General features: G+C 60.1%; 22 protein-coding genes. 12 read left to right on the forward strand and 10 right to left on the reverse strand.

What is annotated here, in order from left to right; translation table 11 throughout:
* The coding region (locus E1573_RS20170; RefSeq protein ID WP_133216328.1) for a retention module-containing protein at positions 1-2,166 on the reverse strand (2,166 nt) is incomplete at its 3' end.
* Positions 2,167-2,512: 346 nt separating this feature from the next.
* Between E1573_RS20170 and E1573_RS20175 the strand changes: the two genes are divergently transcribed.
* Genes E1573_RS20175 through E1573_RS20185 form a run of 3 tightly spaced genes read left to right on the forward strand, consistent with a single transcriptional unit; the run spans position 2,513 to position 7,412 of the window.
* Entirely contained in the window at positions 2,513-3,850 is a 1,338-nt protein-coding gene (locus E1573_RS20175) for a TolC family outer membrane protein (protein WP_133216329.1), read from the forward strand.
* 42 nt (positions 3,851-3,892) lie between these two features.
* On the forward strand, positions 3,893-6,049 hold the full coding sequence (locus tag E1573_RS20180) for a type I secretion system permease/ATPase (protein WP_133216330.1): 2,157 nt from the start codon (positions 3,893-3,895) through the stop codon (positions 6,047-6,049).
* A gap of 7 nt (positions 6,050-6,056) precedes the next feature.
* Entirely contained in the window at positions 6,057-7,412 is a 1,356-nt protein-coding gene (locus tag E1573_RS20185) for an HlyD family type I secretion periplasmic adaptor subunit (RefSeq protein ID WP_165957370.1), read from the forward strand.
* Between the two features lie 114 nt (positions 7,413-7,526).
* Here E1573_RS20185 and E1573_RS20190 read toward each other — a convergent pair whose 3' ends face one another.
* Positions 7,527-8,537: a YafY family protein gene (locus E1573_RS20190; protein ID WP_133216332.1), complete on the reverse strand. Its 1,011-nt coding sequence runs from the start codon at positions 8,535-8,537 to the stop codon at positions 7,527-7,529.
* 206 nt (positions 8,538-8,743) lie between these two features.
* Between E1573_RS20190 and E1573_RS20195 the strand changes: the two genes are divergently transcribed.
* From E1573_RS20195 to E1573_RS20220, 6 genes are all read left to right on the forward strand, one after another.
* On the forward strand, positions 8,744-9,562 hold the full coding sequence (locus tag E1573_RS20195) for a tetratricopeptide repeat protein (protein ID WP_133216333.1): 819 nt from the start codon (positions 8,744-8,746) through the stop codon (positions 9,560-9,562).
* Between the two features lie 91 nt (positions 9,563-9,653).
* Positions 9,654-10,106, forward strand: coding sequence for a MarR family winged helix-turn-helix transcriptional regulator (locus E1573_RS20200; protein ID WP_133216334.1), 453 nt, complete (start codon positions 9,654-9,656; stop codon positions 10,104-10,106).
* Positions 10,103-12,193, forward strand: coding sequence for an FUSC family protein (locus tag E1573_RS20205; RefSeq protein ID WP_133216335.1), 2,091 nt, complete (start codon positions 10,103-10,105; stop codon positions 12,191-12,193). The genes E1573_RS20200 and E1573_RS20205 overlap by 4 nt, the downstream gene beginning before the upstream one ends.
* On the forward strand, positions 12,190-12,402 hold the full coding sequence (locus tag E1573_RS20210; RefSeq protein ID WP_133216336.1) for a DUF1656 domain-containing protein: 213 nt from the start codon (positions 12,190-12,192) through the stop codon (positions 12,400-12,402). Before E1573_RS20205 ends, E1573_RS20210 begins: the two co-directional genes overlap by 4 nt.
* Positions 12,399-13,274 carry an HlyD family secretion protein gene (locus E1573_RS20215; protein ID WP_133216337.1) on the forward strand — a complete coding sequence of 292 codons (876 nt, stop codon included), beginning with the start codon at positions 12,399-12,401 and terminating at the stop codon, positions 13,272-13,274. Before E1573_RS20210 ends, E1573_RS20215 begins: the two co-directional genes overlap by 4 nt.
* Positions 13,271-14,671, forward strand: a complete 1,401-nt coding sequence (locus E1573_RS20220) for an efflux transporter outer membrane subunit (RefSeq protein ID WP_133216338.1) — start codon at positions 13,271-13,273, stop codon at positions 14,669-14,671. The genes E1573_RS20215 and E1573_RS20220 overlap by 4 nt, the downstream gene beginning before the upstream one ends.
* Positions 14,672-14,754: 83 nt before the next feature.
* On the opposite strand, the gene E1573_RS20225 is transcribed toward E1573_RS20220, so the two are convergent.
* Entirely contained in the window at positions 14,755-15,492 is a 738-nt protein-coding gene (locus E1573_RS20225) for a slipin family protein (protein ID WP_133216339.1), read from the reverse strand.
* A 2-nt stretch (positions 15,493-15,494) separates the two neighbouring features.
* Positions 15,495-16,880, reverse strand: coding sequence for a nodulation protein NfeD (locus E1573_RS20230; RefSeq protein ID WP_133216340.1), 1,386 nt, complete (start codon positions 16,878-16,880; stop codon positions 15,495-15,497).
* Between the two features lie 102 nt (positions 16,881-16,982).
* On the opposite strand from E1573_RS20230, the gene E1573_RS20235 reads away from it, so the two are divergent.
* The 3 genes from E1573_RS20235 (at position 16,983) to E1573_RS20245 (ending at position 18,443) form a co-directional block, all read left to right on the forward strand.
* On the forward strand, positions 16,983-17,441 hold the full coding sequence (locus E1573_RS20235; protein WP_133216341.1) for an aminoacyl-tRNA deacylase: 459 nt from the start codon (positions 16,983-16,985) through the stop codon (positions 17,439-17,441).
* A 60-nt stretch (positions 17,442-17,501) separates the two neighbouring features.
* Positions 17,502-17,741: a DUF2789 domain-containing protein gene (locus E1573_RS20240; protein WP_133216342.1), complete on the forward strand. Its 240-nt coding sequence runs from the start codon at positions 17,502-17,504 to the stop codon at positions 17,739-17,741.
* Between the two features lie 63 nt (positions 17,742-17,804).
* Positions 17,805-18,443, forward strand: coding sequence for an NADH:ubiquinone oxidoreductase subunit N (locus E1573_RS20245; RefSeq protein ID WP_133216343.1), 639 nt, complete (start codon positions 17,805-17,807; stop codon positions 18,441-18,443).
* Positions 18,444-18,459: 16 nt separating this feature from the next.
* On the opposite strand, the gene E1573_RS20250 is transcribed toward E1573_RS20245, so the two are convergent.
* From E1573_RS20250 to E1573_RS20275, 6 genes are all read right to left on the reverse strand, one after another.
* On the reverse strand, positions 18,460-18,900 hold the full coding sequence (locus tag E1573_RS20250; protein ID WP_045181185.1) for a CBS domain-containing protein: 441 nt from the start codon (positions 18,898-18,900) through the stop codon (positions 18,460-18,462).
* A 204-nt stretch (positions 18,901-19,104) separates the two neighbouring features.
* Positions 19,105-20,961, reverse strand: coding sequence for a DUF3857 and transglutaminase domain-containing protein (locus E1573_RS20255; RefSeq protein WP_133216344.1), 1,857 nt, complete (start codon positions 20,959-20,961; stop codon positions 19,105-19,107).
* Between the two features lie 183 nt (positions 20,962-21,144).
* A complete protein-coding gene (locus E1573_RS20260) occupies positions 21,145-22,401 on the reverse strand; it encodes a VWA domain-containing protein (RefSeq protein ID WP_133216345.1) in 1,257 nt (418 codons plus the stop codon).
* Positions 22,402-22,412: 11 nt separating this feature from the next.
* Positions 22,413-23,651, reverse strand: a complete 1,239-nt coding sequence (locus E1573_RS20265) for a VWA domain-containing protein (RefSeq protein ID WP_133216346.1) — start codon at positions 23,649-23,651, stop codon at positions 22,413-22,415.
* Positions 23,652-23,697: 46 nt separating this feature from the next.
* The gene (locus E1573_RS20270; protein WP_133216347.1) at positions 23,698-24,201 is read right to left on the reverse strand and encodes a hypothetical protein; all 504 of its coding nucleotides are present in this window, start codon (positions 24,199-24,201) and stop codon (positions 23,698-23,700) included.
* A 9-nt stretch (positions 24,202-24,210) separates the two neighbouring features.
* Complete coding sequence (locus E1573_RS20275; protein ID WP_133216540.1) at positions 24,211-24,930, reverse strand: hypothetical protein; 720 nt, start codon at positions 24,928-24,930, stop codon at positions 24,211-24,213.
* Positions 24,931-24,970 lie beyond the last annotated feature (40 nt).

Raw genomic sequence — 24,970 nt, forward strand, 5'->3', positions numbered from 1 at the left:
GGCCTGTGGCGGGTTGCTCAGCTGGAAATGGAAGGTGACGTTGGCGTCGCCTTCTTTCGCCGCGTCTGCGGTGACTTCGACCTTGGTGTTTTGCACCGTGTCTTCAACGGTTGCAGTTGCATTCGCGCCTTTGAGGTCGGTGCCTTCGAAGTTGCCGCCATTCACTTCAGTGACGGTCGCAGTGACTTTGCTGGCGTCTTTGTAAGCGTCTTCGATGTTAGTGTTCGGGACTTCGAGTTTGCCGTAACCCTTGTCATCGACCGTGACGAAGTAATCCTTGCCACCGACATTGACGGTCAACACGGCAGTGGAACCGGCCTGTGGCGGGTTGCTCAGCTGGAAATGGAAGGTGACGTTAGCGTCGCCTTCTTTCGCCGCATCCGCGGTCACTTTGACCGTGGTGTCTTGGATGGTGTCTTTGACATCAACGGTGATCGAGGCATCTTTCAGGTCGGTGGCTTCGTAGTTACCACCATTAACCGAAGTAACGGTCGCAGTCAGGGTACTACCATCTTTATAGGCGTCTTCACCGTTGGTATTCGGCACAGACAAAGTGCCTTTACCGCTGGCGTCGACGTTGACGGTGTAATCCTTGCCGCCAACGTTAACGGTCAGGGTGGTAGTGCCCTGCGGTGGATTGCTCAGTTGGAAGTTGAAGGTGACGTTTGCGTCGCCTTCCTTCGCAGGGTCAGCGCTGACCGCCACGGTAGTGGTGTCAACGGTGTCCTTGACCTCGGCGGTTGCAGTCGCACCGGTCAGGTCGGTGGCTTCGTAGTTACCGCCATTGACCGAAGTAACGGTCGCAGTCAAGGTGCTGCCGTCTTTGTAGGCGTCTTCACCGTTGGTATTCGGCACAGACAAAGTGCCTTTACCGCTGGCATCCACATTGACGGTGTAGTCCTTGCCGCCAACGTTAACGGTCAGGGTGGTAGTTCCCTGCGGTGGATTGCTCAGCTGGAAGTGGAAGGTGACGTTGGTGTCGCCTTCTTTTGCCGGATCAGCGCTGACCGCCACGGTGGTGGTGTCAACGGTGTCCTTGACCTCAGCGGTCACGGTGGCACCGGCCAGGTTGGTGGCTTCGTAGTTACCGCCATTGACCGAAGTAACGGTCGCAGTCAGGGTGCTGCCGTCTTTGTAGGCGTCTTCACCGTTGGTGTTTGGTACCGACAGCGTGCCTTTACCGCTGGCGTCCACATTGACGGTGTAGTCCTTGCCGCCGACGTTAACGGTCAGGGTGGTGGCACCTTGCGGTGGATTGCTCAGCTGGAAGTTGAAGGTGACGTTGGTATCGCCTTCCTTCGCCGGGTCAGCGGTCACCGCCACAGTGGTGGTGTCGACGGTGTCATTGATCTGGGTAACCGCCGGCGTCTTGTCCGGAATGACGGTTAACCCACCACCGCCCGTGGTGCCAGTGATGGTCACGGAAATTTCGCTGGCATCCAGGTAGACGGTATCGTTTGGCGGGATGGTCACGCTGACGCTGCCGGTGGTTTGCCCGGCAGTGATGACAATGACCTGGCCATTGGACAGGGTCACGGTCAGGTCTGTCAGGGGTGGCTGACCGACAGTGGCGGTGTAGGTAATCACGCCACCGGCTTCAGTAATCGAAGGCGTTGCGGTCAGGGTGAGCCCGGTTTCGACGTCGGCGGTCGGGGGTACTTGCTGGTTGTTGCCATTGGTGTCCAGTCCACCCAGTTCTTCACGCTCATCGCCGGTGGCAAATCCGATAGGGCCGGTCGGAAAGCCGATGGTCGGGTCAACCGAGCCTGCGGTGGCATCCAGCATCACAAAGCTGTGACCACCACCGGCAGCACCACCAGAGCCGCCAGCCGATGGGCCTGCCGCAGTAGCTTCAAGTTCGGTAGTCGGGTCAGCACCGGCAGCAATGGCTTGTTGCAGTTCTTCAACCGAAGGTGCTGCCTGAGCGGTGGCTTGCGCCAGGTCGGTGCTGCTGTCCGGCGCATCGGCACTCCATTGAGTGTCGCGGCCCAGGTCCAGAGTACGGCCATCAGCCAGCTCCAGGCTCACAGCGCCTGCAAGTCCGGTCAGTACCTGCTCGCCGACGAACAGGCGGTCACCTTCGATCAGTACACGGCGAACGCCTTCTGGTGATACGGCGATAACTTGACCAACAATGCTTTTGACGATGGCAACAACGCTGCTCATTGGACTCTCCGGGTTACCCGCTCAGTTGGCTTCCATGCCCAGTCGGCGCTGAATTGCCGTTACCTGGTGGAATGTTTCAAATGTTATTTTGACGGAAAACGCGTCAAATAATTGTCTATAATTTTTGGCTATTAAGTTTATGCCAAACTATTGACCTTCCTGTTGCCATCCTAAACAATCAGCACTCTAATGTCACATTGATATTTCTGCGGCTACCACCCTTCCTACGTACGCTCCAGTACCCATTCGGAAGTCTCCGACATAACGTCTAGTTGGTTGCCATTTTCGAGTGCAGCAACACCTTTTGCTGTGATTTGGGACAAGAGGTCCCCAGGAAAAAAGTCTAATGCGCGCGTCATTGTTCACTGCTCTTCCTTTCGCCCTTGCTGCCAGCTTCGTTCAAGCACAAACACTGCCAGAGGCCATGCAAAAAGCCCTTGAGGTGCACCCGGAGATCCAGGCCGGGGTCAACAGCCGTATTGCTGCCGACTACCAGCTGCGTGCGGCCAAGGGTGGCTACTTGCCGAAGGTTGATGTGCTGGCAGGCTATGGCCGCGAAGGGACCGACAGCCCGAGCACTGGCAACCGCTGGGAGACGCTCAACCGGGGTGAATCCAGCCTGCGCCTGCGACAAATGGTTTTTGACGGTTTTGCCACTTCCAGTGAAGTAGGGCGTCAACAAGCCACCGTTAACTCGCGCGCCTATGCGTTGCTTGGCTCGTCCGAGCGCACGGCACTGACCGTAGCCCAGGTTTACCTGGATGTCCTTACCCGGCGTGAAATGGTGCGCCTGGCTGAAGACAACCTGCGTAGCCACGAACGCATTTACGACCAGATTAAGCTGCGTACCTCCAATGGCGTCGGGCGCCTGGCTGACCTTGATCAGGCCGAAGCGCGTCTGGCTCAAGCCCGCAACAACCTTATTACCGAGCAAACCAACCTGGCAGACGCCAAGACCAACTACCTGAGCGTGGTGGGTCAGATGCCGGATGAGCTGAGCGCACCCGCACCGTTTATCGATCTGTTGCCGGCCACGCTGGACGAAGCGCGTACGCAGATGGTCGAGAGCAGCCCAATCCTGCGTTCGGCAGAATCCGATATCGCGGCAGCTGAAAAGCAATACGAGGCGGCGAAGTCTACTTTCTATCCGCGCTTTGATGCAGAACTCGGACGGACGGCCGATAACGACATTGATGGCATGAACGGCCACAATAACGAATGGCAGGCTATGCTGCGTATGAGCTTCAACCTGTATAACGGTGGAAGCAACAAGGCCGACCTGGAATCCAAGTCGTACTTGACCAATCAGGCGCTGGACATTCGTAACAATGCCTTGCGCCAGCTCAATGAGGAATTAGGCCTGGCATGGAATGCTATGGACAACGCCAACGCGCAATTGCCTATTGCCCAGCAATACGTCGATTACAGCAACAACGTGCGTACCGCCTACCAGAAGCAGTTCAGCCTGGGCGAACGGACTTTGCTCGACTTGCTCGATAGTGAAAACGAACTCTTTACCGCTCAGCGCCGTCTGACTGAGGTGAAGAACCTTCAAGTATTTACTCAGTATCGAATCAAGGCGACCATTGGCCAACTGCTCAAGAGTCAGGGTGTTGTCGCACCAATGGCCACCGTGGTGCAGAACGATTTGAAACCCCAAGTGAGCCTGCCCGGCATGAACTGAGGCTCACGTTGAACCCCAAACGCAACCATTAAGAGAAGCCGCGTGGAATCAGAAGTCAGTCGAGTCCAACTCAGCCATGATCCACGCAGCCAGCACGACGATCCGTTGCTGGACAGCCTGCTGTCACTCTGTGTACTGCACCAGAAGCCCGCCAGCCGGGCAATGCTGACCACCGGCCTGCCGCTGCCGGCTCAGCGCCTGAGCCCGGAGCTGCTGCCGCGTGCAGCAGCTCGTGCCGGCCTGCAAGGGCGCTTGTTACAGCGCAAGCTTGAACAGATCCCGAACATCGCCATGCCGGCCATGCTGTTGCTGAAGGACGGTCGCAGCACGGTGTTGCTGGGCTGGGAGAACGATGACACCGCGCGGCTGTTGCTCAGCGAGAGTGATGGTGGCGAGGTGCACGTCAGCCGTGAGGCGCTGTTGGCTGACTACAGCGGCCGGGTATTCTTCGCCCAGCCGCAGCACAAATTCGATGTCAATCACGGCAACCTGATCCCACGGGCGCGTTCGTGGTTCCGCGACACGCTCAAGCGCAGCCGCTGGTTGTACATCGACGCCATCGCCGCCAGCCTGGTGATCAACCTGATTGCCCTGGCCGCGCCGCTGTTTGTCATGAACGTCTACGACCGCGTGGTTCCCAACCAAGCAACCTCGACCTTGTGGGTGTTGGCCATCGGTATTGGCGGCGCCTACATCTTCGATCTGATCCTCAAGGGCCTGCGCAGCCTGTGCCTTGACCTTGCCGGGAAAAAGACCGACCTGATTATTTCCGCGACCCTGTTTGAGCGTATCGTCGGAATGGCGATGAAGTACCGACCGGCGCGGGTCGGCAGCTTTGCCCAGAACATTCATGAGTTCCAGGGCCTGCGCGACTTCCTCGCCTCGCTGACCCTGACCAGCCTGATCGATCTGCCGTTCACCCTGCTGATCTTGCTGGTGATTGCCATCATCGGCGGGCATCTGGTGTGGATTCCGATCATTGCTTTCCCGCTCGCCCTAGGCATTGGGTACGCCCTGCAGAAGCCCCTGGTGGCGACATTGGAGCGAACCATGGCCCTGGCCTCCGAACGCCAGTCGAGCCTGATCGAAACCTTGGCTGGGCTCGATGCGGTCAAGGTCAACAATGCTGAAAGCGAACGTCAATACATGTGGGAGCAGACCATTGGCACCCTCAGCCGCCTTGAGCTGCGGGTCAAGGTGTTGTCCGGCCTGGCGATGAATATCACCCTGCTGATCCAGCAACTGGCGGGTGTGGCTTTGATTTGTGCTGGCGTCTACCAGATTATTGCCGGCAACCTCAGCATGGGCGGGCTGATCGCCTGCTACATGCTCAGTGGCCGCGCCCTTGGCCCGCTGGCACAGCTGTCCGGTTTGCTCACTCGCTACCAGCAGGCCAAAGTCACGATGGTGTCGACCGATCAGATGATGGAGCTGCCGCAAGAGCGCAACTTTGAAGAACGACCGCTGAGCCGCCAGGTGCTGCAGGGCGCTATCGAGTTCCGCAGTGTTGATTTCACCTACCCGAACCAGCAGAACCTGGCGCTCAAGGGCGTCAGCATGAGCATTCGGCCAGGTGAGAAAATCGGCATTATTGGCCGAAGCGGTTCGGGTAAAAGTTCGTTGGCCAAGTTGATCGTCGGGCTTTATGAAGCCGACAGCGGTTCGTTGTTGGTCGATGGCGTGGACATCCGCCAGATCGACGTCAGCGAGCTGCGCCACAACGTCGGCTACGTACCCCAGGACATCCAGCTGATGGCCGGCACCCTGCGCGACAACCTGGTCAGCGGTGCGCGTTATGTCGAAGACGAAATGGTCTTGCAGGCCGCCGAGCTGTCGGGTGTCCATGAGTTTGCGCGCCTGCATCCGCAAGGTTATGAATTGCAGGTCGGCGAACGCGGTCAGAACCTTTCTGGCGGTCAACGGCAGAACGTTGCCTTGGGCCGGGCGCTGTTGCTCAATCCACAGATCCTGCTGCTCGATGAGCCTACCAGCGCCATGGATAACACCGGCGAAGAGCGACTCAAGCAGCGCCTGCAAGCGGTCATCGAAAACAAGACCGTGGTGCTGGTCACCCATCGGGCATCGTTGTTGTCATTGGTCGATCGTTTGATTGTCGTTGACCGGGGACAGATTGTTGCGGACGGCCCGAAAGCCGCCGTCATGGATGCGCTGAAGAAGGGGCAGATCAGTGTTGCATAAGATCGATATGGGCCACCTCAAGGACAGCCTGCGCAAATACTTCAAGGGTTCGGAGTCGCTCAACGGCCAGCCACTGCCGGAGGTCAACAAGGCGCTGATCGAAGATGCGCCGCGCATTGTGCGTATGACCATCTGGGGTGTGATCGCGTTCTTCCTGTTTCTGGGCATATGGGCCAATTTCGCGATCATCGACGAAGTCACTCGCGGTGAAGGCAAAGCCATTCCGTCGTCCAAGCTGCAGAAGATCCAGAACCTGGAAGGCGGTATCGTTGCGCAGATTTATGCCAAAGAAGGCCAGATCGTCGAAGCCGGCGACCCTTTGTTGCGGCTGGACGATACCCGTTTTGTTTCCAACGTCGGTGAGACCGAAGCGGACCGCTTGGCCATGGCCTTGCGTGTCGAACGCTTGAGTGCTGAGGTTGAAGACCGTCCGCTGAAAATCGACGAAGAAATCCGCAAGGCGGCGCCTAGCCAGGCGGCGAACGAAGAAGCCCTGTACCAGAGCCGCCGCCAGCAATTGCAGGACGAGATTGGCGGTTTGCAGGAGCAATTGGTGCAGCGCCAGCAGGAGCTGCGCGAGTTCAGTTCCAAACAGGCTCAATACCGCAACAGCCTGCAGCTGCTGCGCCAGGAAATCAGCATGTCCGAACCGCTGGTAGCGCAGGGTGCGATTTCTCAGGTCGAAGTACTGCGCCTCAAGCGCGCCGAGGTGGAAAACCGCGGTCAGCTGGATGCCACGTCATTGGCCATTCCGCGCGCTGAGTCGGCAATCAAGGAAGTAGAGCGCAAAATCGACGAGACTCGCGGCAAATTCCGTAGCGATGCCCTCACCCAGCTGAATGAAGCACGTACTGACCTGAGCAAAGCCCAAGCCACCGGCAAGGCCCTGGACGACCGGGTCAACCGGACCTTGGTGACCTCGCCAGTGCGCGGCATCGTCAAGCAGCTGTTGGTCAACACTGTGGGTGGTGTGATCCAGCCGGGCAGCGACCTGGTTGAAATCGTACCGCTGGACGACACCCTGCTGGTCGAAGCGCGGGTCCGCCCGCAAGACATCGCCTTCCTGCATCCTGGCCAGGAAGCCATGGTCAAGTTTACCGCCTATGACTTCACCATCTATGGCGGCCTGAAAGCCAAGCTGGAGCAGATCGGTGCCGACACCATCACCGATGAAGAAAAGAACACCTTCTACGTGATCAAGCTGCGCACCGAGCGTAGCCACCTGGGCACTGACGACAAACCGCTGCTGATCATTCCGGGCATGGTTGCGTCGGTTGACATCATCACCGGCAAGAAGAGCGTGCTGAGCTACTTGCTCAAGCCGATCATCCGCGCCCGCGCCGAAGCATTGCGCGAACGCTAACGGTTGGGGTGGGAGCGACTGTCTTGCTCATCCTGTGGGAGCGGGCTTGCCCCGCGATGCGATGTGTCTGATACACCGCAATCGCGGGGGCAAGCCCGCTCCCACCGGTAGAGCTCAAGCGCTTTGGTACTGCGCCGCCGCATTGCTGAGGGTTTCGGCAATCTGCTGGCGCAGGGCCAGAGGCTTTTCAACGATCAACCCATCGCCCTGGCTCAGCAACCACCAGCGCAATTGCCAACTATTACTGACCGTCGCACGCAGGCAATGGCCCTTCTCCAGTTGCGTGAGCTGCATATCCGCCGACAGCGGCGTTTCACGTACCAAGCGTGCCAGGTTGTCGCTGATCCAGGCGTGCAATTCGATCTTGTCAGTGTCGCCAAACTGCAACGCATCGCTACGCAGGTAGGCTTGCAGGTCAAAATCACGCAGGCCTTCGGTCGCAGTGTTGAGCACGCGCAGCTGGCGGAAGCGATGCACAGCGAATTGGCGAATGTCACTGTAGGGTGCGGCCGTGGCGATCAGGTAACTGATCTGGCCTCGTTGAATCAATGCCAACGGGTTGAGGGTCAGCTGGCTGACCCTGTCGTTGTGCGCCGAATAGTAGTGACAATGCAGTTGGTATTCTTCAAGCAGCGCCTCTTGCAGGGTTTCCAGAATGGTGTCCGGAACCTCCGGGGCCTGCATGTTCAGGTCAGCCCGCACGTTGGCGACCTTGTCCAGCCAGCGCGCCGCCTTGTTGGCACTGGACAGGTGTTCAAGCTTTTGCCGCGCATGGTTGAAGCGCGCATCCAGCACCTTGAGCATGCTGCTGGGCAGTAACGGCCGTACCGCTTCCTCAACCAAGGCCAGGCTTAATGCCTCATTCACACTGATACCGCGCAACTCAACGCACGCGTTGGCCGCCCAGTGCCAGCCATACGGGATGCTTTTGTCGTTGCGTTCAAGCGGAAAGATCAGCGACAGCTCATTCAAGTCGCGCTCGATGCTGCGTTTGCTGATGGAAAAGCCGGCGTTTTGCAGGCCAGCGACCAGCTCGGCGCTGGTGATGCCGGGCGAGCGGCTGGGCAATTGACGCAGCAGTTCCCATTGGCGGCTGAGGGTGGCGCGGGTGGTGGCGGAGGGCAAAAGATAACGTCCTTGTCTAGGCTTGCGGTTGTAGCATGGTCCCAGTGAGGGGATATGGCAATTGGCCATTTATTTATCATCTCAAGGATGAAGCCGTTGATTTGCCTCAACCGGATTGTTCGCGACAGGTTTTGTCGTTGCAGTGCGCAGAATCACGCCTCATTACACCCGCCATCAGTCTGGAGGGTTGTTCAACGAGGATGAACATGTCAGCTGCCAGCAACATCTATCCACTGCTCGAACGCCTGCTACCCGAGCGAATCATCCCGATACCTGGTCGTTCCGGGCAGTTGCAGCGGTTGTACGCCGGGGTCGGCATGCCCAGTCAGCGCGCGGCCCTGGGCGAGAGCTTCATCCTCATCAGCCGGCTGGAAGAGGCCACTGACCTGCAAGCGCTGTACAGCGACCTGCGTGCTCAGGCGCTGGATGGCAGTGTGACGGCGCTCAACGACTTGGGCTGGATCTGGCTCAATGGCAAATACTGGCGGGCCGATCCGCCGCTGGCCGGCCATCTGCTGCGCATGGCGGCGTTGCAGGGCAGTGCTGCAGCATGGTTCAACCTGGGGCAGCAGTACTATTTCGGTAAAGGGGTAGAGGTCGCGTATGCCAGCGCGGCTGAGTATTACCAGCATGCCTTCGAGCGCGGTATGGAGCAGGCGGCGGCCGCCTTAGGCGACCTCTATGAGGAAGAAATCTGCGACAGCGATTCTCAGCAATGGACGGTCGATCTGCACATGGCCTATCGCTGGTTTTTGCGGGGTGCCCAGCGTGGCGAGGCACGTTGCCGGTTTGAAGTCGGGTATCGGCTGCTGCACGGGCAAACCGTGGCCGCTGACCCGAAGGCTGGTGTCTACTGGTTGGAGTTGGCGGCCGTGGCCGGAGTGATGCAGGCCGCTGAAGAGCTGGCGGTGCACTTCAGTGTGTCGGACAACAACCTGCGCTATATCTATTGGCGCGACCAAGCCATTGCGATGGGTAGCTCGCTGGCGCTGACCATGAAGCTCGACGATCAATTACAGCCTTGATGACACTCGTCAGCCACGCTTGACGGCAGAGGCGTCGATCGAAGAATATTGATAGTTAGCAAACTATGAATATAGCGATGAACCTCCCTTCATGAACCGTGACGCACTGCAACAGAACATCAGCAGCGGTATGGTAGTGGCCAGCCGGCACTGGCGACGCATCTGTCAGACGACCTTGGCCGGCTACGGTGTGTCCGAAGCCTGTGCCATGCCGTTACTGATGATCAGGCGCTTGGGTGATGGGGTGCGTCAGGTGGCAGTGGCCCAGGCAGCAGGCCTTGAAAGCCCGTCGTTGGTGCGTCTGCTCGATCAGCTGTGTAAAGGCGAACTCGTCTGCCGCAGTGAAGACCCTATCGACCGCCGCGCCAAAGCCTTGCATCTGACCAGCCGTGGCCGTGTGGTGGCTGAAGCCATTGAAGCCGAACTGACGCGTTTACGTCGTGAGGTACTGAAGGACATCGATGAGGCCGATCTCCTCGCCACCCAGCGAGTGTTGCAAGCGTTCGAGCAGGCAGCACAGCGCGCGGCGGGAGTGCCTTCGTGAAGGGTTTTTTCAGCACCGTGCCGCCAGCACGTGACTGGTTCTATGGCGCTCGTACCTTCGCCGCCTCAATGATCGCCCTTTACATTGCCTTGCTCATGCAACTGCCACGGCCTTACTGGGCCATGGCCACTGTCTACATCGTGTCCAGCCCCTTTGTCGGCCCTACCAGCTCCAAGGCGCTGTACCGTGCAGTGGGCACGTTGCTGGGCGCGGCAGGCGCGGTGTTCATGGTGCCGTTGCTGGTTCAGACACCGGTATTGCTGACGGTGGCCATCGCTTTATGGACCGGCACATTGCTGTTCCTGTCCTTGCACCTGCGTACCGCCAATAGCTATGCCCTGATGCTGGCGGGTTACACCTTGCCAATGATCGCCTTGCCCGTAGTCGACGACCCGCTGCGGGTGTTCGACATTGCCTCATCCCGGGCGCAGGAAATCTGCCTGGGGATCGTCTGCGCCGCAGTGGTCGGCGCGATTTTCTGGCCCCGCCGATTGACCCCGGTGCTGGTCGGCGCCAGTGGAAACTGGTTCAACGAAGCGATCCGTTACAGCGACAGCTTTCTCGCTCGCACTGCCTCGCCCGAAACCGTCGGCAGCGCGCGTGCCTCGATGGTGGCCACCTTCAACTCGCTGGAGTTGATGATCGGCCAGTTGCCCCATGAAGGCGCGGGGCCGCAAACGGTCAAAAACTCCCGTGAACTACGTGGCCGCATGATTCACCTGTTACCTGTCGTCGATGCCCTGGACGATGCCTTGCTGGCCCTGGAGGCCCGCGCTCCCGAGCAGGCTAAACAGCTGCGGCCAGTGCTGGAACAGGCGCGGGAGTGGCTCAAGGCCACCGCTGACGATGCCGCACCAAGCCGCTGGTCGGCGTTGCGGGCTCAGCTTGAACACTTGCAGCCCAGTGCCGCGTCGCTGGATCAGCGCGGGCCACTGTTATTGTCCAATGCGTTGTACCGTCTGGCTGAATGGGTCGACCTTTGGCAAGACTGCTGCAGCCTGCTGCATGCCATCCGCAATGAGGATCAGTCGCCGTGGCGGGCGGTGTACCGGCATTGGCGTCTGGGTCGGCTGACACCCTTTTTCGACCGTGGACTGATGCTCTACTCGGTGTTTTCAACCGTGACCGCGATCATCGCCGCCACCAGCCTGTGGATACTCTCAGGCTGGAACGATGGCGGCAGCGCAGTGATTCTCGCGGCGGTGGCCTGTAGTTTCTTCGCGTCGATGGACGACCCGGCGCCACAGATCTACCGATTTTTCTTCTGGACGGCCGTTTCGGTGGTGTTCGCCAGCCTGTACCTGTTTCTAGTGCTGCCCAACCTGCACGATTTTCCGATGCTGGTGCTGGCGTTTGCCGTTCCGTTTATCTGGGTCGGCACCCTGACGGTACAGCCGCAGTTCTACCTTGGCACGTTGCTGACCATCGTTAACACCGCGTCGTTTATCAGTATCCAGGGTGCTTACGACGCCAACTTCCTGACCTTCATCAACTCTAACTTGGCCGGGCCAGTAGGCTTGTTGTTCGCCTTTCTCTGGACCTTGGTCATGCGCCCATTCGGCGTAGAGCTGGCGGCCAAACGCCTGACACGCTTCAGTTGGCACGACATTGTCGGCATGACCCGGCCAGCCACCCTGGCCGAACATCGCCGTCTTGGCGTACAGATGCTCGATCGCTTGATGCAACACCTGCCGCGTCTGACCCAGACCGGCCAGGACACCGGCACCGCCTTGCGCGACCTGCGTGTGGGCCTGAGCCTGCTCGACTTGCTGGCCTACATGCCACGAGTCGGCGCCCAGCCACGGCGAATGCTGGAGCGCGTGGTAGCGGAAGTGGGCGAGCATTTTCAGGCCTGCCTCGATGCCCGCCGCCGTCTGCATGCACCCGAATTGTTGCTACAGAACATGGAGCGTGCCCGCCGCGCCTTGAACCTTGAAGACCTGGCTGACAGCGCCGAAGCTCGGGTGCATTTGCTGCACGCCTTGAGCGGCTTGCGCCTGGCCTTGCTGCCGGGTGTCGAAGTAGTGCTGGAGCCTTCGGATGACCAACCGCAATTGCCCTACGGTATCGATGGAGCGCCTCTGTGATCGGTGAACTGGATATCAGCGGGGTGTTTCTGCCCACGCTACTGGTGATGATGGTTGCCACCTACCTGTTGTTCCTCGGGGTACACGCCGTGCTCACCCGCCTGCATTTCTACCGCCTGGTCTGGCACCGGGCATTGTTCAACGTTGCGCTCTACGCCGTACTGCTCGGTACGGTCGACCACTTTTGCCGAAACCTGATGCTGCCATGAAAAAACCCTTATTGACCCTGGGCCGTGTGGTCCTGACCCTGCTGGTAGTGACACTGGCGACCGTGTTGGTCTGGCAGATGGTCATGTATTACATGTTTGCTCCCTGGACCCGCGACGGGCATATCCGTGCCGATGTGATCCAGATCGCGCCGGACGTTTCCGGCTTGATCCAGCAGGTTGAAGTGCGTGACAACCAGGTGATCAAGCGCGGTGACGTGCTGTTCACCATCGACCAGGACCGTTTCCGCCTGGCCCTGCGCCACGCCCAGGCGACCCTGGCGGAACGCAAGGAAACCCTGGCCCAAGCGCAGCGTGAGGCACGGCGTAACCGTGGTTTGGGCAATCTGGTGGCTCAGGAGCAGCTTGAGGAAAGCCAGTCGCGCGAGGCACGCGCGCAGTCGGCGATGGCAGAGGCACAAGTTGCGGTGGATGCCGCTCAGCTCAACCTCGACCGCTCGGTGGTTCGCAGCCCAGTCGACGGCTACCTCAACGACCGAGCACCGCGTGCCCACGAGTTCGTCAGCGCAGGCAAACCGGTGCTGGCGATCGTCGACAGTGCGTCGTACCACGTCGATGGTTACTTCGAAGAAACCAAACTGGGTGGTATCCACATCGGTCAGGCTGTGGATATCCGTGTCATGGGTGACAAGGCTCGCCTGCGTGGGCACGTGCAAAGCTTTGCCGCCGGTATCGAAGACCGTGATCGCACCAGCGGCGCCAACCTGCTGCCCAACGTCAACCCGGCGTTCAGCTGGGTGCGTCTGGCCCAGCGGATTCCGGTGCGCATCGCCTTCGATGAGGTGCCAGCAGACTTTCGCATGATTGCCGGTCGTACCGCCACGGTATCGATCATCGACGGTAACGATCAATGAAACGACTGTCGTTGCTTGGCCTGAGCGTGCTGCTGTCGGCCTGTCAGATGGTTGGGCCGGACTACAAACTGCCAAAAGACGCAGCGTTCCAACGCGCCGATTTGCAGGGCGAGCTGCGTCAAGACGCCAACAGCGTGGTGTCGGCACCGGTGCCCGCGAACTGGTGGCACCTGTATCACGACCAGCGGCTCAACACCTTGGTCAGCCAGGCCCTTGCCGCCAACACGGAGTTGCGAGTCGCCGCCGCCAACATCGCCCGCGCCCGCGCTCAAGTTGAGGAAGCCGAGGCGCAAGGCGGACTCAATGGTGGCGTGAAGTTGGGCGCCCAGCGTTTGCAGGAGTCCGGCGAAGCCTTCTTGCTGCCGGAGAAGGTGCCGGTGGCGAACATCGGTGAGGCGATCATCAGCGCCTCCTACCAGTTCGACCTGTGGGGCACCCTCAAACGAGGCGTCGAAGCCGCGCAGGCCAATGCCGATGCGACCCAGGCCGCTGCCGACACCGCGCGCATTACCCTGGTGGCCGATGTCGTGCGGGCCTATACCGAAGTGTGTGCGGCCAACGAGGAATATCACATCGCCCGCGAGTCGCTGGACTTGCAGGAGCAGAGCGTGAACCTGACCCAGCGCCTGCGCGATGCCGGGCGAGGGGATGAAACCCAGGTGACGCGCTCACAGACGCAGTTCAAATCCCTGCGCGCCGAATTGCCACGTTACCAGGCGGCGCGCGAGGCCGGTCTGTACACCTTGTCGATGTTGCTGGCCAAGCCGGTGGCGCAGTTGCCTGCAGGTACGGCCGAGTGCGCCGAGTTGCCGCACATTGCTCAGGTGTTGCCCGTTGGCGATGGCGCGGCATTGCTCAAGCGCCGTCCTGACATCCGCCAGGCCGAACGTCGGCTGGCAGCCTCCACCGCAACCATCGGTGTGGCGACCGGGCAGCTGTATCCCGACATCAGCATCGGCGCGCAAGTGGGCACCATCGGTATCCTCGAAAACCTCGGCGAGCCGGCTACCAATCGTTGGGGTTTTGGCCCGCTGCTGACCTGGACCGTACCGACCAATGGTTCGCGGGCACGCATTCGCGAGGCCGAAGCCTCGACCCAGGCGGCGCTGGCTAACTTTGACGGGGTAGTGCTCAACGCCATCCGTGAAACCCAGACCAGCCTGGCGCAATACAGCGCCTTGCTGCAGCGACGAGATGCTTTGGCCGATGCCGAGCGCTCGGCAAAACAGGCAGCCGACCAGACCCACCGTTTCTACCAGGCGGGCCGCGAATCCTTCCTGGCAGATTTGCAGGCGACGCGAACCTACACCGACATGCGCGCGCAACTGGCCATGGCCAATACCCAAGTAGCCATGGGACAAATCAGACTGTTCCTGGCCCTGGGCGGCGGCTGGTAAACCTGTAGGAGCGGGCTTGCCCCGCGATGCGGTGGTGACTGACACACCGCAATCGCGGGGCAAGCCCGCTCCTACCGAGACGGTTACTTATCCAGCATGCCCTTGAGCAAATCGATGGGAACTGGAAAGACAATGGTCGATGACTTATCCCCAGCAATGGTGCCCAGGGTCTGCATATAACGCAGTTGCATGGCCCCCGGCTGGCTTTCTGCCGCCTGCATGAGTTTTTCCGAGGCTTGCAGTTCGCCTTCGGCATGGATCACCTTGGCCCGCCGTTCACGCTCAGCTTCGGCTTGACGGGCAATCGCGCGGATCATCGACTCATTCAGATCAACATGCTTGATTTCGACGTTGGCCACTTTGATGCCCCAAGCGTCGGTCTGCGCGTCCAGCACCTGGCGGATGTCCAGGTTCAAACGCTCACGTTCGGCCAGCAGTTCATCCAGTTCATGTTTACCGAGCACGGCGCGCAGGGTGGTTTGCGCCAATTGGCTGGTGGCCATGAGGAAGTCTTCGACCTGAATGATCGCTTTCTGTGGGTCAAGCACGCGAAAGTACAGCACTGCGTTCACTTTGACCGAGACGTTGTCGCGGGTAATCACATCCTGTGGCGGTACATCGAGCACCACGGTGCGCAGGTCCACCTTGACCATCTGCTGCACCCCGGGAATCAGCAGCACCAGCCCAGGCCCTTTGACCCGCCAGAAACGCCCAAGCTGGAACACCACGCCGCGCTGGTACTCACGCAGGATACGAAACGCCGACAGCAGTAATAACGCAGCGAATGCCAGTAGCGCTCCAATGCCCAGTTCGAAAAACATGCTCAGTCTCCTTGCGCCGCAGCTTCTGCTGCAGCGCTGACGTCCAGAAGTACGCCCTTGCGCGAGATCACCCGGACGTGTTGCCCCACCTGCAGCGGCGTCTGGCATTGCGCCTGCCACTGTTCACCTTGCGCCTGCACCGAGCCGATGAACGGATCGCTGTCGTTCACAGCCATAACCGTGGCCAGGCTGCCGACCAGCCCGGCGTCGCCGCTGACCAGCGCACGCCTGCGTGCTTTCACTGCCATTCCCACTACACCACCAAGCAGTAGTGCCGAGAACAGCGCAAGAAACAGGATCAGCGGTAGCGGAATGCCAAAACCGGGCACATCGGTGTCCATCAGAATCACTGCGCCCACCACAAATGCGACGATGCCGCCAAAACCGACCACGCCGAAGCTGGGCATGAAGGCTTCAGCAATCATGAACGCCACACCGAGCAGGATCAGCCCGGCGCCGGCATAACTCACCGGCAGCAACTGCAAGGCGTACAGGGCCAGCAGCAGGCAGATGCCACCGATCACTCCGCCCACCCCGGAACCTGGGCTCATGAACTCGAACATCAAGCCGTAAACGCCGATCATGATCAGAATCAGCGCCACGCTGGGGTTGGTGATCACTGCCAGCAAGCGTGTACGCCAGTCTGGCTGACGCTCGATCACTGCGGCGCTGGCGGTACTCAGTGTTAGCGATTGCCCGGCGGCTTCGAGGGTCTTGCCATCGAGCTGGCGAAGTAAATCGGGCAGGTCGTTGGCGATGCGGTCGATGACCTTCAGGCGTAGCGCTTCGCTGGCGGGCAGGCTCACGGCTTCACGCACGGCCTGTTCGGCCCACTCGGCGTTGCGCCCGCGCAGCTGGGCCAGGCTGCGAATGTAAGCGGCAGCGTCGTTGACCTGTTTACGCGTCAGGGTGTCCTGCTCGCTGGGCGGTGGTTGCTTGTCACCCGTCGGCGCTGCTGGTGGAGCGGCTGGATCTTTCGGCGTGCCGGGCAGGCCGCCGATCTGCACTGGGGTGGCGGCGCCGAGGTTGGTGCCCGGCGCCATGGCGGCAACGTGGCTGGCGTAGAGAATGTAAGTACCGGCGCTGGCCGCCCGGGCACCGCCGGGGGATACGAAACTGGCCACCGGCACCGGGCTGGCCAGGATTGCCTTGATGATCTCGCGCATCGAGCTGTCCAGCCCACCGGGGGTATCGAGGCGGATCACCACCAGTTGCGCCTGTTCGGCTTTGGCCTGCTGTAAACCACGTATCAGATAATCGGCACTGGCCGGACCGATAGCGTCGTTAATACTGAGCACCAATACCGGATGACCGGGCGCGGCCTGGCTGCCAGGCAGCGCGCCGAGCAAAAGCAGAAAAAGCAGGTGCCGACACCAACGAGCGATCACCTGAATTCACCCGGTTTGTGCGTGTCTATTAAGTTTAGTCGGCCACCTGCAGACGCACGGCCTAAACTTCAACAGTGGGGGAGCTATATCCGGAGGTGCATCATGCGTATGGCAAAAACCCTGCAGCAGTGCCTGGACAAGGCCGGCTGCGACTACGACATCGTTCCTCACGCACACTCATCCACCAGCCTTGAGTCGGCGCGTATGGCTGGGGTGCCAGCCGAACGGGTGGCCAAGTCGGTCATGCTCGATGATCGTCACGGCAACTACCTGATGGCCGTACTGCCGGCCAATCGTCACCTTGATATGAGCAAAGTACAGGCCACTGGTCGCTGGCATATGACCTCAGAAAGCAACTTGCCACACCTGTTCGGCGACTGTGAGCGCGGCGCTATTCCGGCCATGGGCGATGCCTATTCGATCAAAATGCTGGTTGACCCAACCCTGACCCGCCAAGGTGATATCTACGTCGAGGCCGGTGATCACGACCACTTGATTCACATGAACATGGCGCAATACCTGAAACTGGTACCTAACGCCGAAGTGCGTGAGGTTTGCTGATGATCAACCCACTGCCAGGCTGGCGTCGTGGACGACTGGTCTGGCGCTAAGGAGTGACCCATGGAAGCACCCAATCACAAGTTTTCAGAATTGTTCAAACAACTTGGCTTACCCGACGACCCGGTTGGCATCGACCAGTTCATCACCAGCCATTCGCCGCTCAAGGGCGAGATCAAACTGGTCGACGCACCGTTCTGGAACGAGTCGCAAAGGACCTTTCTCAAGGACAGTATCGAAGAAGATTCGGACTGGGCCGTGATGTTCGATCAGCTCAATGAGGCCCTGCGAAATAAACGCTGAGTGGCACTGATACCGGCGTGCGGCGTTGCTATGCTCAGAAAAAAACAACAGGGGGATAGTGCAATGAAAGATCCCTATGCCGTCGGTTTCTGGTGTGCTGTGACCGCTTTGGGGCTGCTGACCGTCGGTTATTTCTACGGTGTCAAACAGAGCTACCAACTGGACCAGGCCCTGGAATTTCTCTACGCAGCCAGCGGAGTGATCGGGGCACTGGCGTTGTCTGCACTGGCCTGGATCGCCTGGCAGCAACTACGGGTCAGCAAGCGCCAGCTGGCCCAAGGCCGAACGCTGGTGGCCATCTGGAACACCAAGGTAGCCTTGCGGCGTGTCGAAACCGTGTTCGACCGCTATTTCTGGGGTAGCTACTGGCAACCGGGGCGGACGTTCCAGGAGGTTATGGGCGAACTTGAAGGCACTCCCCTGGAGCAAAGCCTGGAAGCCCTGAAGCGTCAGTGTCGGGAACTGGATAAAGAAACCCACGACTTGCGTCGGCACTGGCTGGACAACGCTCGTGAACTCTCCACCGTAGCCACCGCCATGGCCCGTGAGCGCTATCAGCTCGACCTGTGCGATTCACAGCAAAGCGGCGGGCGAGGCGGCGCGGTGCTCAATCGCGACCTGGAAGTGTTGGTGTACACCTGGTCGGCACGCCTGCGCAGCTTCGACCACCAGCTCGATGAGCTGGAGGGCGAATACCGCTGAGCAACTATGCGGCGACTCAGTCGCCGCGGATGTACTGTTCCAGTTGCAGAATCATGTTGGCCTGCTCGGCAATGGCTTCTTTGACCAAGTCACCGATAGACAGCAGGCCCAACAGCTCGCCGTTCTCCACCACTGGCAAGTGGCGCAGATGGCTGTTGGTCATCATGTTCATGCAGTACTCGATGTTCTGGTGCGGGTCCACGGTGATCACTGGTGCGCTCATGATCGCACTGACTGGAGTACCCACCGACGAACGCCCCTTGAGCACCATCTTGCGTGCATAGTCGCGTTCACTGACGATCCCCACCACCTGGCCACCCTCGACCACCGGCAAGGCACCGACGTTTTTTTCAGCCATCAGCCTGAGTGCATCAAGCACCATTTGCCCGGGGCCAATGGTGTGAACCTGATGGTGCTGCTGGGCTTTGGTTTTCAGGAGCTGTGCCACGGTTTTCATAGAGGCCTCTGCAATGCTGGGAGTTGATGACGGCAGATAGCTAAAGAATCGTGTACAGAAGGCCGCACGGCAAGGGCGAAAGCGGCATCGAGTCGATTGAAAAACGTCATCGCCCTTTTGTAGGAGCGGGCTTGCCCCGCGATAGCGGTGTGTCAGTCTCACCGTATCGCGGGGCAAGCTCGCTCCTGCACGGAGTGTGCTCGGTCAGCCTTGGTGCACAATCACCTGGCTGTTCAGGTCATTGAGCATGGCCTCAACCACCGGCTTCATGCTTTCGTAGTCGGCCACACTGCACACCGATTTGGGGTAGTGGAAGTCGAAGCGACGTTTGATTACCACGCTGTTGCCTTGCTGATGGTACTCGGCACTGTAGTCCACGTATGGGTGCTTGAGCGTGACAGGCTTAGGTGTGGCGAGGATCTTCACGCCAGCGGGGAACTTGAACTGTGCCTGCTCTTCGGTGACACCGGAGATACAGGTGAAGTCCTGAGTCCGCTGCTTTTCGGCAACGAAGCCGAACACGTTCTGAGCAATACCACCGGCCAGGCTGGTCAGGGTTGGCACACCGATCGGGCCGGGCAGGTTGACCAGGTTTTCGCTGCGGCCGTTGATCTGGATGGCGAAATTGCCTTGGCCTTCCAGATCGTCACTGCTGACCGTGCCACTGCCGGTCTGGCCGTACGCCGCGAGGATTTGCTGGACCATCTGGTTGCGCTGGGCCGGGGTCATGTTGCGCAGGCCCCAGCGGTTGAACTCCGCTGCCCAGCCATCGACCTTCGACGCGTGCTGGAAGTCGGCCGCGCCGTTGCGGGCAATTTCGAAGGTGGTGGTGTTAACGACTTTGCTGGCCTGGGTTGCAGGTGTGTGGCCCATCGTGCCGGTGCGTGTCAGCAGGGTTGGCTTGTTCAGCACCGGTACTGGCAGGTAGCCGCTGGCGATGGATGCGGCGGTGGAGTCCATGTACAGGTCAAGGCTGGGGATGTACGTGATCGCATGGTTGATCACCCCAAGGGTCGGCACCTTAGGCAAGGCAAAGGCATTACCGAGGTTGATCAGTGCCGGGCTGCTTTCGATATTCACTGCTGCCAGCAGTGCCTCAAGCAGGGCGACGTGGTCTTTGCAGTCGCCGTAACGGTTGCTCAACACCGTGTCGGCAGCATGCGGCACGACACCACCGGCACCGATGTACACCGCCACGTAGCGAATGTTGCGGCGCACCCAGTCACCCAAGGCCAGGGCCTTGTCCCGTGGGTTGTCGAGTTTGGCGGTGATGGACTCGGCCAGTTCGCGAATGGCAGGCGTTACTTCAGTTTTGGCCCGTGCGGCATAGGCTTTGGCGAACTCGCTGTAGTCGTTGAAGGTAGAAACCGCCAGGTACTTGCCGTAGTCCGAGTAGGCCACCGAACCGAGTTCAGTGCGGGCGTTATCACCCTGTACATAGTCCCACTGGTACACCGTGCGCCCGGCAGCAGTTTTCGCTGGCGTTGCCTTGAAACCTTTGGCCTCAGCCTGCAGCTTGAGGTTAGCGGGCAGGTCGTAGATCAGGGTGAATTGCTGGGTGGGGTGAAACTGCGGCATTGCCATGTCTTCGAACTGACCGGGGAACAGCGCAGTGTTGCGGCGCTTTTTGATGCTCAGCACCAAGCGGTCGCCTACCGCCACTTCCGGGAAGATCACCGTTTTAACCACGCTGTCGAAGAACATCGGCGCGTGGAACGACTGCGGTTCCTGCTGCTCCTTGATCTGCTCGGGAGCCACCATCACCTTGCGGCCGTCAGGCTTCTGGGTATAGGCCTGAATGACGTCAAGGTTTTCAAGGGTGCGGTTGTAGTACAGCGGCTGTTGCGCCTTGGCTTTGATCGCCCGTTCTTCGTTGATCAGATAGACCAGCTCCTGAGTGGTCTCGAAACTGCCGTTTTCTGCGACGACAGTCCGTTGAATGTCCTTTTCAATGGTCAACGAGCGGTCGGTGCCGTCATCGTTGGCCTGGGCCAGTGAAAACGCGAACAGACAACACAGCGCCCCGACCAGCTTGGCCGGGGAGAACGCAAAGCGTTTCATAAAGATCCTTCTTGCAAAAATGTTCCAGAAGCTGATGCACGAAATGCGAATCAGTTACTGGCATTCTGCCTTGATCTTCACCCCGCCCGCCAACAAATTTGTATCTGTAGGAGCGGGCTTGCCCCGCGATGCGATGTGGCTGACACAACGCTATCGCGGGGCAAGCCCGCTCCCACAGGACAATCAGTTGCAGCCGGAGGCGCTGGAAACTTCCTGGCTGGCTTCTTTCAGCGCGGCGGCTACAGCGGCGGCATCATTGGCGGTGTAAACCCGCCCACCGGTGTTATCAGCCGCACAGTTGGAGCCGGTGCTTTTGCTGATATTGACGATGTTGATCCGCAACCGTGGTTGTTGCTCGGCAATCTGCTTCGATACGGCACAGACGCTGCGCCCACAGCTGTCGCTGCCGTCGACAAACATCACGATCACGCCATCACGGTCGCGGCCATTCATCTGGCTGGCAGCAGCGTCGAGGCTGTCGCCCAGCGCCGTGCCCCCGGAAGGTCGCAACTGGTTGATCTTGTCGATCAGGACACTGCGCTGGCCCGGGTTGAACACGCCATGGTCCAGCGGTGCCCGGCAGCCTTCGAAGGTGACCAGACGCATGTCGATATCGTTGTCCAGGTTCTGGATGACTGAACTCAACGAGGTCTTGGCCACATCCATACGTGAAATCCGCTGCGTGACATCGTACGGCAGGAATTCCTCCACCAACGGCACCCTGCGCAGCAGCGTGATGTACCACTGCTCGTCTTCACGTTTGACCCGGATTCGCTCATCCATAGAGCCTGAGGTGTCGAGCACCACGGTAAATTCCGACGCCTTGAAAGCCCCGCCGGGTGTGCAGGCTTGTGGTTCAGCGGCCTGCCAGAACTGGCGTAGCGTCGGCCACAACAGATACAGGCCATATAGCAAAGCGAGCAACAACAAACCGAGCAGCCATGGCCACAACACCAGTGGCCGACGCTCTCGCACCGGGCGTGGCGGCGGGGCAGGCTTGGGGGGCGTCACTGGAGCTGGCGGCACGACGGGAGGCGGCGCCTGTACCGGCGTTGGTTGGCCCCAACGGACCACCAACGGCTCACCGTTGATGCTGTACAGATTGTTCAGGTCAGGGCTGCCAATCAGCTTGTTCAGTGCCTGGGCTGCTGCGGGTTGGCCACGTCGATCCAGCTCTTGAGCCAGTTGTTGCACTGCAGCCTGACGCTCTTCGTAGCGTTGCAGCAACTGCGCCTGCTGATCACGTTCAAGGCTGGCGTACAGGTGCGGCTGCCCCTCAAGCGTGGACCACCATTCCAGCACGCCATCCCGGCCCTGGCGCGGTATGGCATAAAGCTGGGCAATGCTGGGCGGGAAGTGCTGACGAATCAGCGCCACGGTTTGTTCCAGCACCGATGCCGCTTCCTGGTTTGCCTGTGTGTCGCGTAGTACTCGTTGCATACGGTCGGCTCTTAGTCGCAGGTGGCTTTGCTGGACACGTCCTGGCTTGCTGCCTCAAGGGCCACGGCCAGTTGTGCGGCGTCTTTGGCCGAATAGACCTGGCCACCGGTACTGTCCGCGATGCAATCGGCCAGGCTGTTGTTGCTGATGTTGATCAGGTTGACCTTCAGCCGAGGCTGCTCGCGGGCAATGCGTTGCGCCACTTCGCAGACGTTCTGGCCGCAGCCGTCCGCGCCGTCGACGAACATCACGATCACGCCATCGCGGTCACGGCCGTTCATGGAGCGGGCCGCCATGTCCAGGCTGGCGCTGAGCGCGGTGCCATCGTCGGCGACTAAACCCTGAATGCCTTGGATCAAGGCCGGGCGCTGGGCCAGGTTGAACACACCATGGTCCACTGGCGTGCGGCAGCCGTCGAAGGTGACGATGCGCATGTCGATGGCCGGGTGCAGGTCGTTGACCATTTGCGTCAGCGACTGCTTGGCCACATCCATGCGTATCGGGCCCTGAATGATCCGTTTCAGGCGTACAAGGTCAGGCGCCGGGTTGTCCTGGTTTTCGAAGAACCACTCTTCATCGTCCAGCGTCGCGTTGACGCTTAGTCGCATGGAGCCAGAGGTATCCAGTACCACTGACAGCTCCGGTGGCTGCACGGTCGGATTCTTGATGCAGGCAAACGGCTTCGCCGGCTCTGGCGTGCCTTCAAACCAGCGCAGCAGATACGGCCAGCCAAACCATAGTGCCGCCAGCAGTGCCAGCAAGGCCAGCAGCGGCAGCAGGAACCACGGCAACCAGATCCAGCGCCGCCGCACCAGAGCCACCGGTGGCAGCGGTGGCGCAGGCGCAGGAGCAGGCGCTACAACAGGCTCGCCCCAGCGCACCAACAGCGGCTGGCCGTTGACGCTGTAGAGGTTATCCAGGTTGGCCGGGCCAATCAGGCGCCGCAAATTCACCGCCTCGCCAGACAACCCACGTTGCTCCAGCTCAGCGGCCAGTTGGCGAATGGCGTCCTGGCGTTGCTCATAGACGTTCAGCAAGCTCGCTTGCTGATCCGCATTAAGCTCGCGGTACAGCCGTGGCTGGCCTTCCAGCTCGGTCCACCATTCACGCACACCATCCTTGCCAGTGCGAGGCGCGGCATACAGCTGGGCGACGCTGGGAGGGAAGTGTTTGGTGATGATCGCAATTGTCTGTACGAGATCGGCCAGGCCCGAGTGGTCCGGCCCGGCATCACGGGTAACCCGCTGCATGATGGAATCCTGAAAAAGATCGGCAGCCGAAGCTGCCGATGGGGGCTTACTCGTAACCCAAGCTCAACTGCAGGCGGCTGACCTGCTGCTGAAGGGCTTTAAGCTCTTTTTTGCGCGCTTCAACCTGGGCGCTGCTGGCATTTTTTGCCGGCGCGCTCTGGCTGGCCTTGAGCTGTTTTTCCAGCCCGGCGATCTGCTGCTGCACATCGCTTTTATTGCCGTGGCGGGCCTTGAGGGTGCTCAACAAACCATTGAGCGACTTCTCCAGGCTCGCCTGCTGGCGCTGCTGGGTGGCCAGGTCCTGACGGGTCGAGGCTTGCAGCGCGCTCAACTCGTCATACACCTGGTTGAACTGACGGTTTTGCTCACGGGCGGCGATCAGGTCGTTTTCGCTGTTGCGCACACCTTCGGCATAGCCACCGCCGTAATCGCAGTTGAGCTTGCTGATCAGGCTGGCGCTGCTGTCAGAGGCGGTGCACTGCGAGGCCGTGGTGGCGCAGCCCGCCAGGGTGCTCAGCAGCAATGCGCTTAGGCCGATTCGTAGCAACATGACTTATCCTCAGCCCAGGGTGATTGCCGAACGCTGGCTGTAGAGGCCGTCAACCTCTTGCTGCAGCGACGCGACCTTGGTGTTCATCTTGGCGATTTCGGCTTCGACCTTCGCCACTTCTTCAGGGCTGGAGCCGCTTTCACGCTCAGCTTTGGCAACGCCTTCGAACTCGGTGACGCGCTTTTGCATGTTGGTCACGTCTTTGCGCATTAGGCCGATGTTCTTGTCGATGTTGGCGATGTTTTCCTGAGCCTTGGCCTTGTCGACGGTCTTGGCTTTGATGTCGCGCTGGATGTCGGCGATCTGCTGCTTGTCATCGTTGATCACGCGCTGCAGGGTGTTGGTGCGCTCGGCGACCTTGGCGGTTTCTTTCTGCACGTCAGCGCTCATCACGTTCAGGCGCTGAGTGGTGTCGGCGTATTTAGCGCGACGGTCATCCAGGTAGTAGTTGGCGCCCATCGCCACGCCACAGGCGGCCAGGCCGGCAGCAATGGCGCAGACCGCTTTGTTGCTCGAATTGGACAGGGTGCAGGCCAGCACGCCACCGGCAGCAGCCACGGCACAGGCTTGATAACCCGAAGTGCTGAAGAATTTGGCGTCGTTACCCGACGTCAGGCGCGGGTCAGCGGTGCCCGGGGTGCTGTCACCCAGCAGCGAACTGCCGGTGCTGGCGCAGCCGCTCAGCACCAAGCTGAATGCCATCATCAGACCGATCCACGCTCGGGACATACCTGGTTTGTTCGTGTTCACGTTTGCTCTCCTTGTTCGC

The sequence above is a fragment of the Pseudomonas sp. H9 genome (assembly GCF_004353925.1).
Taxonomy (GTDB): Bacteria; Pseudomonadota; Gammaproteobacteria; order Pseudomonadales; family Pseudomonadaceae; genus Aquipseudomonas.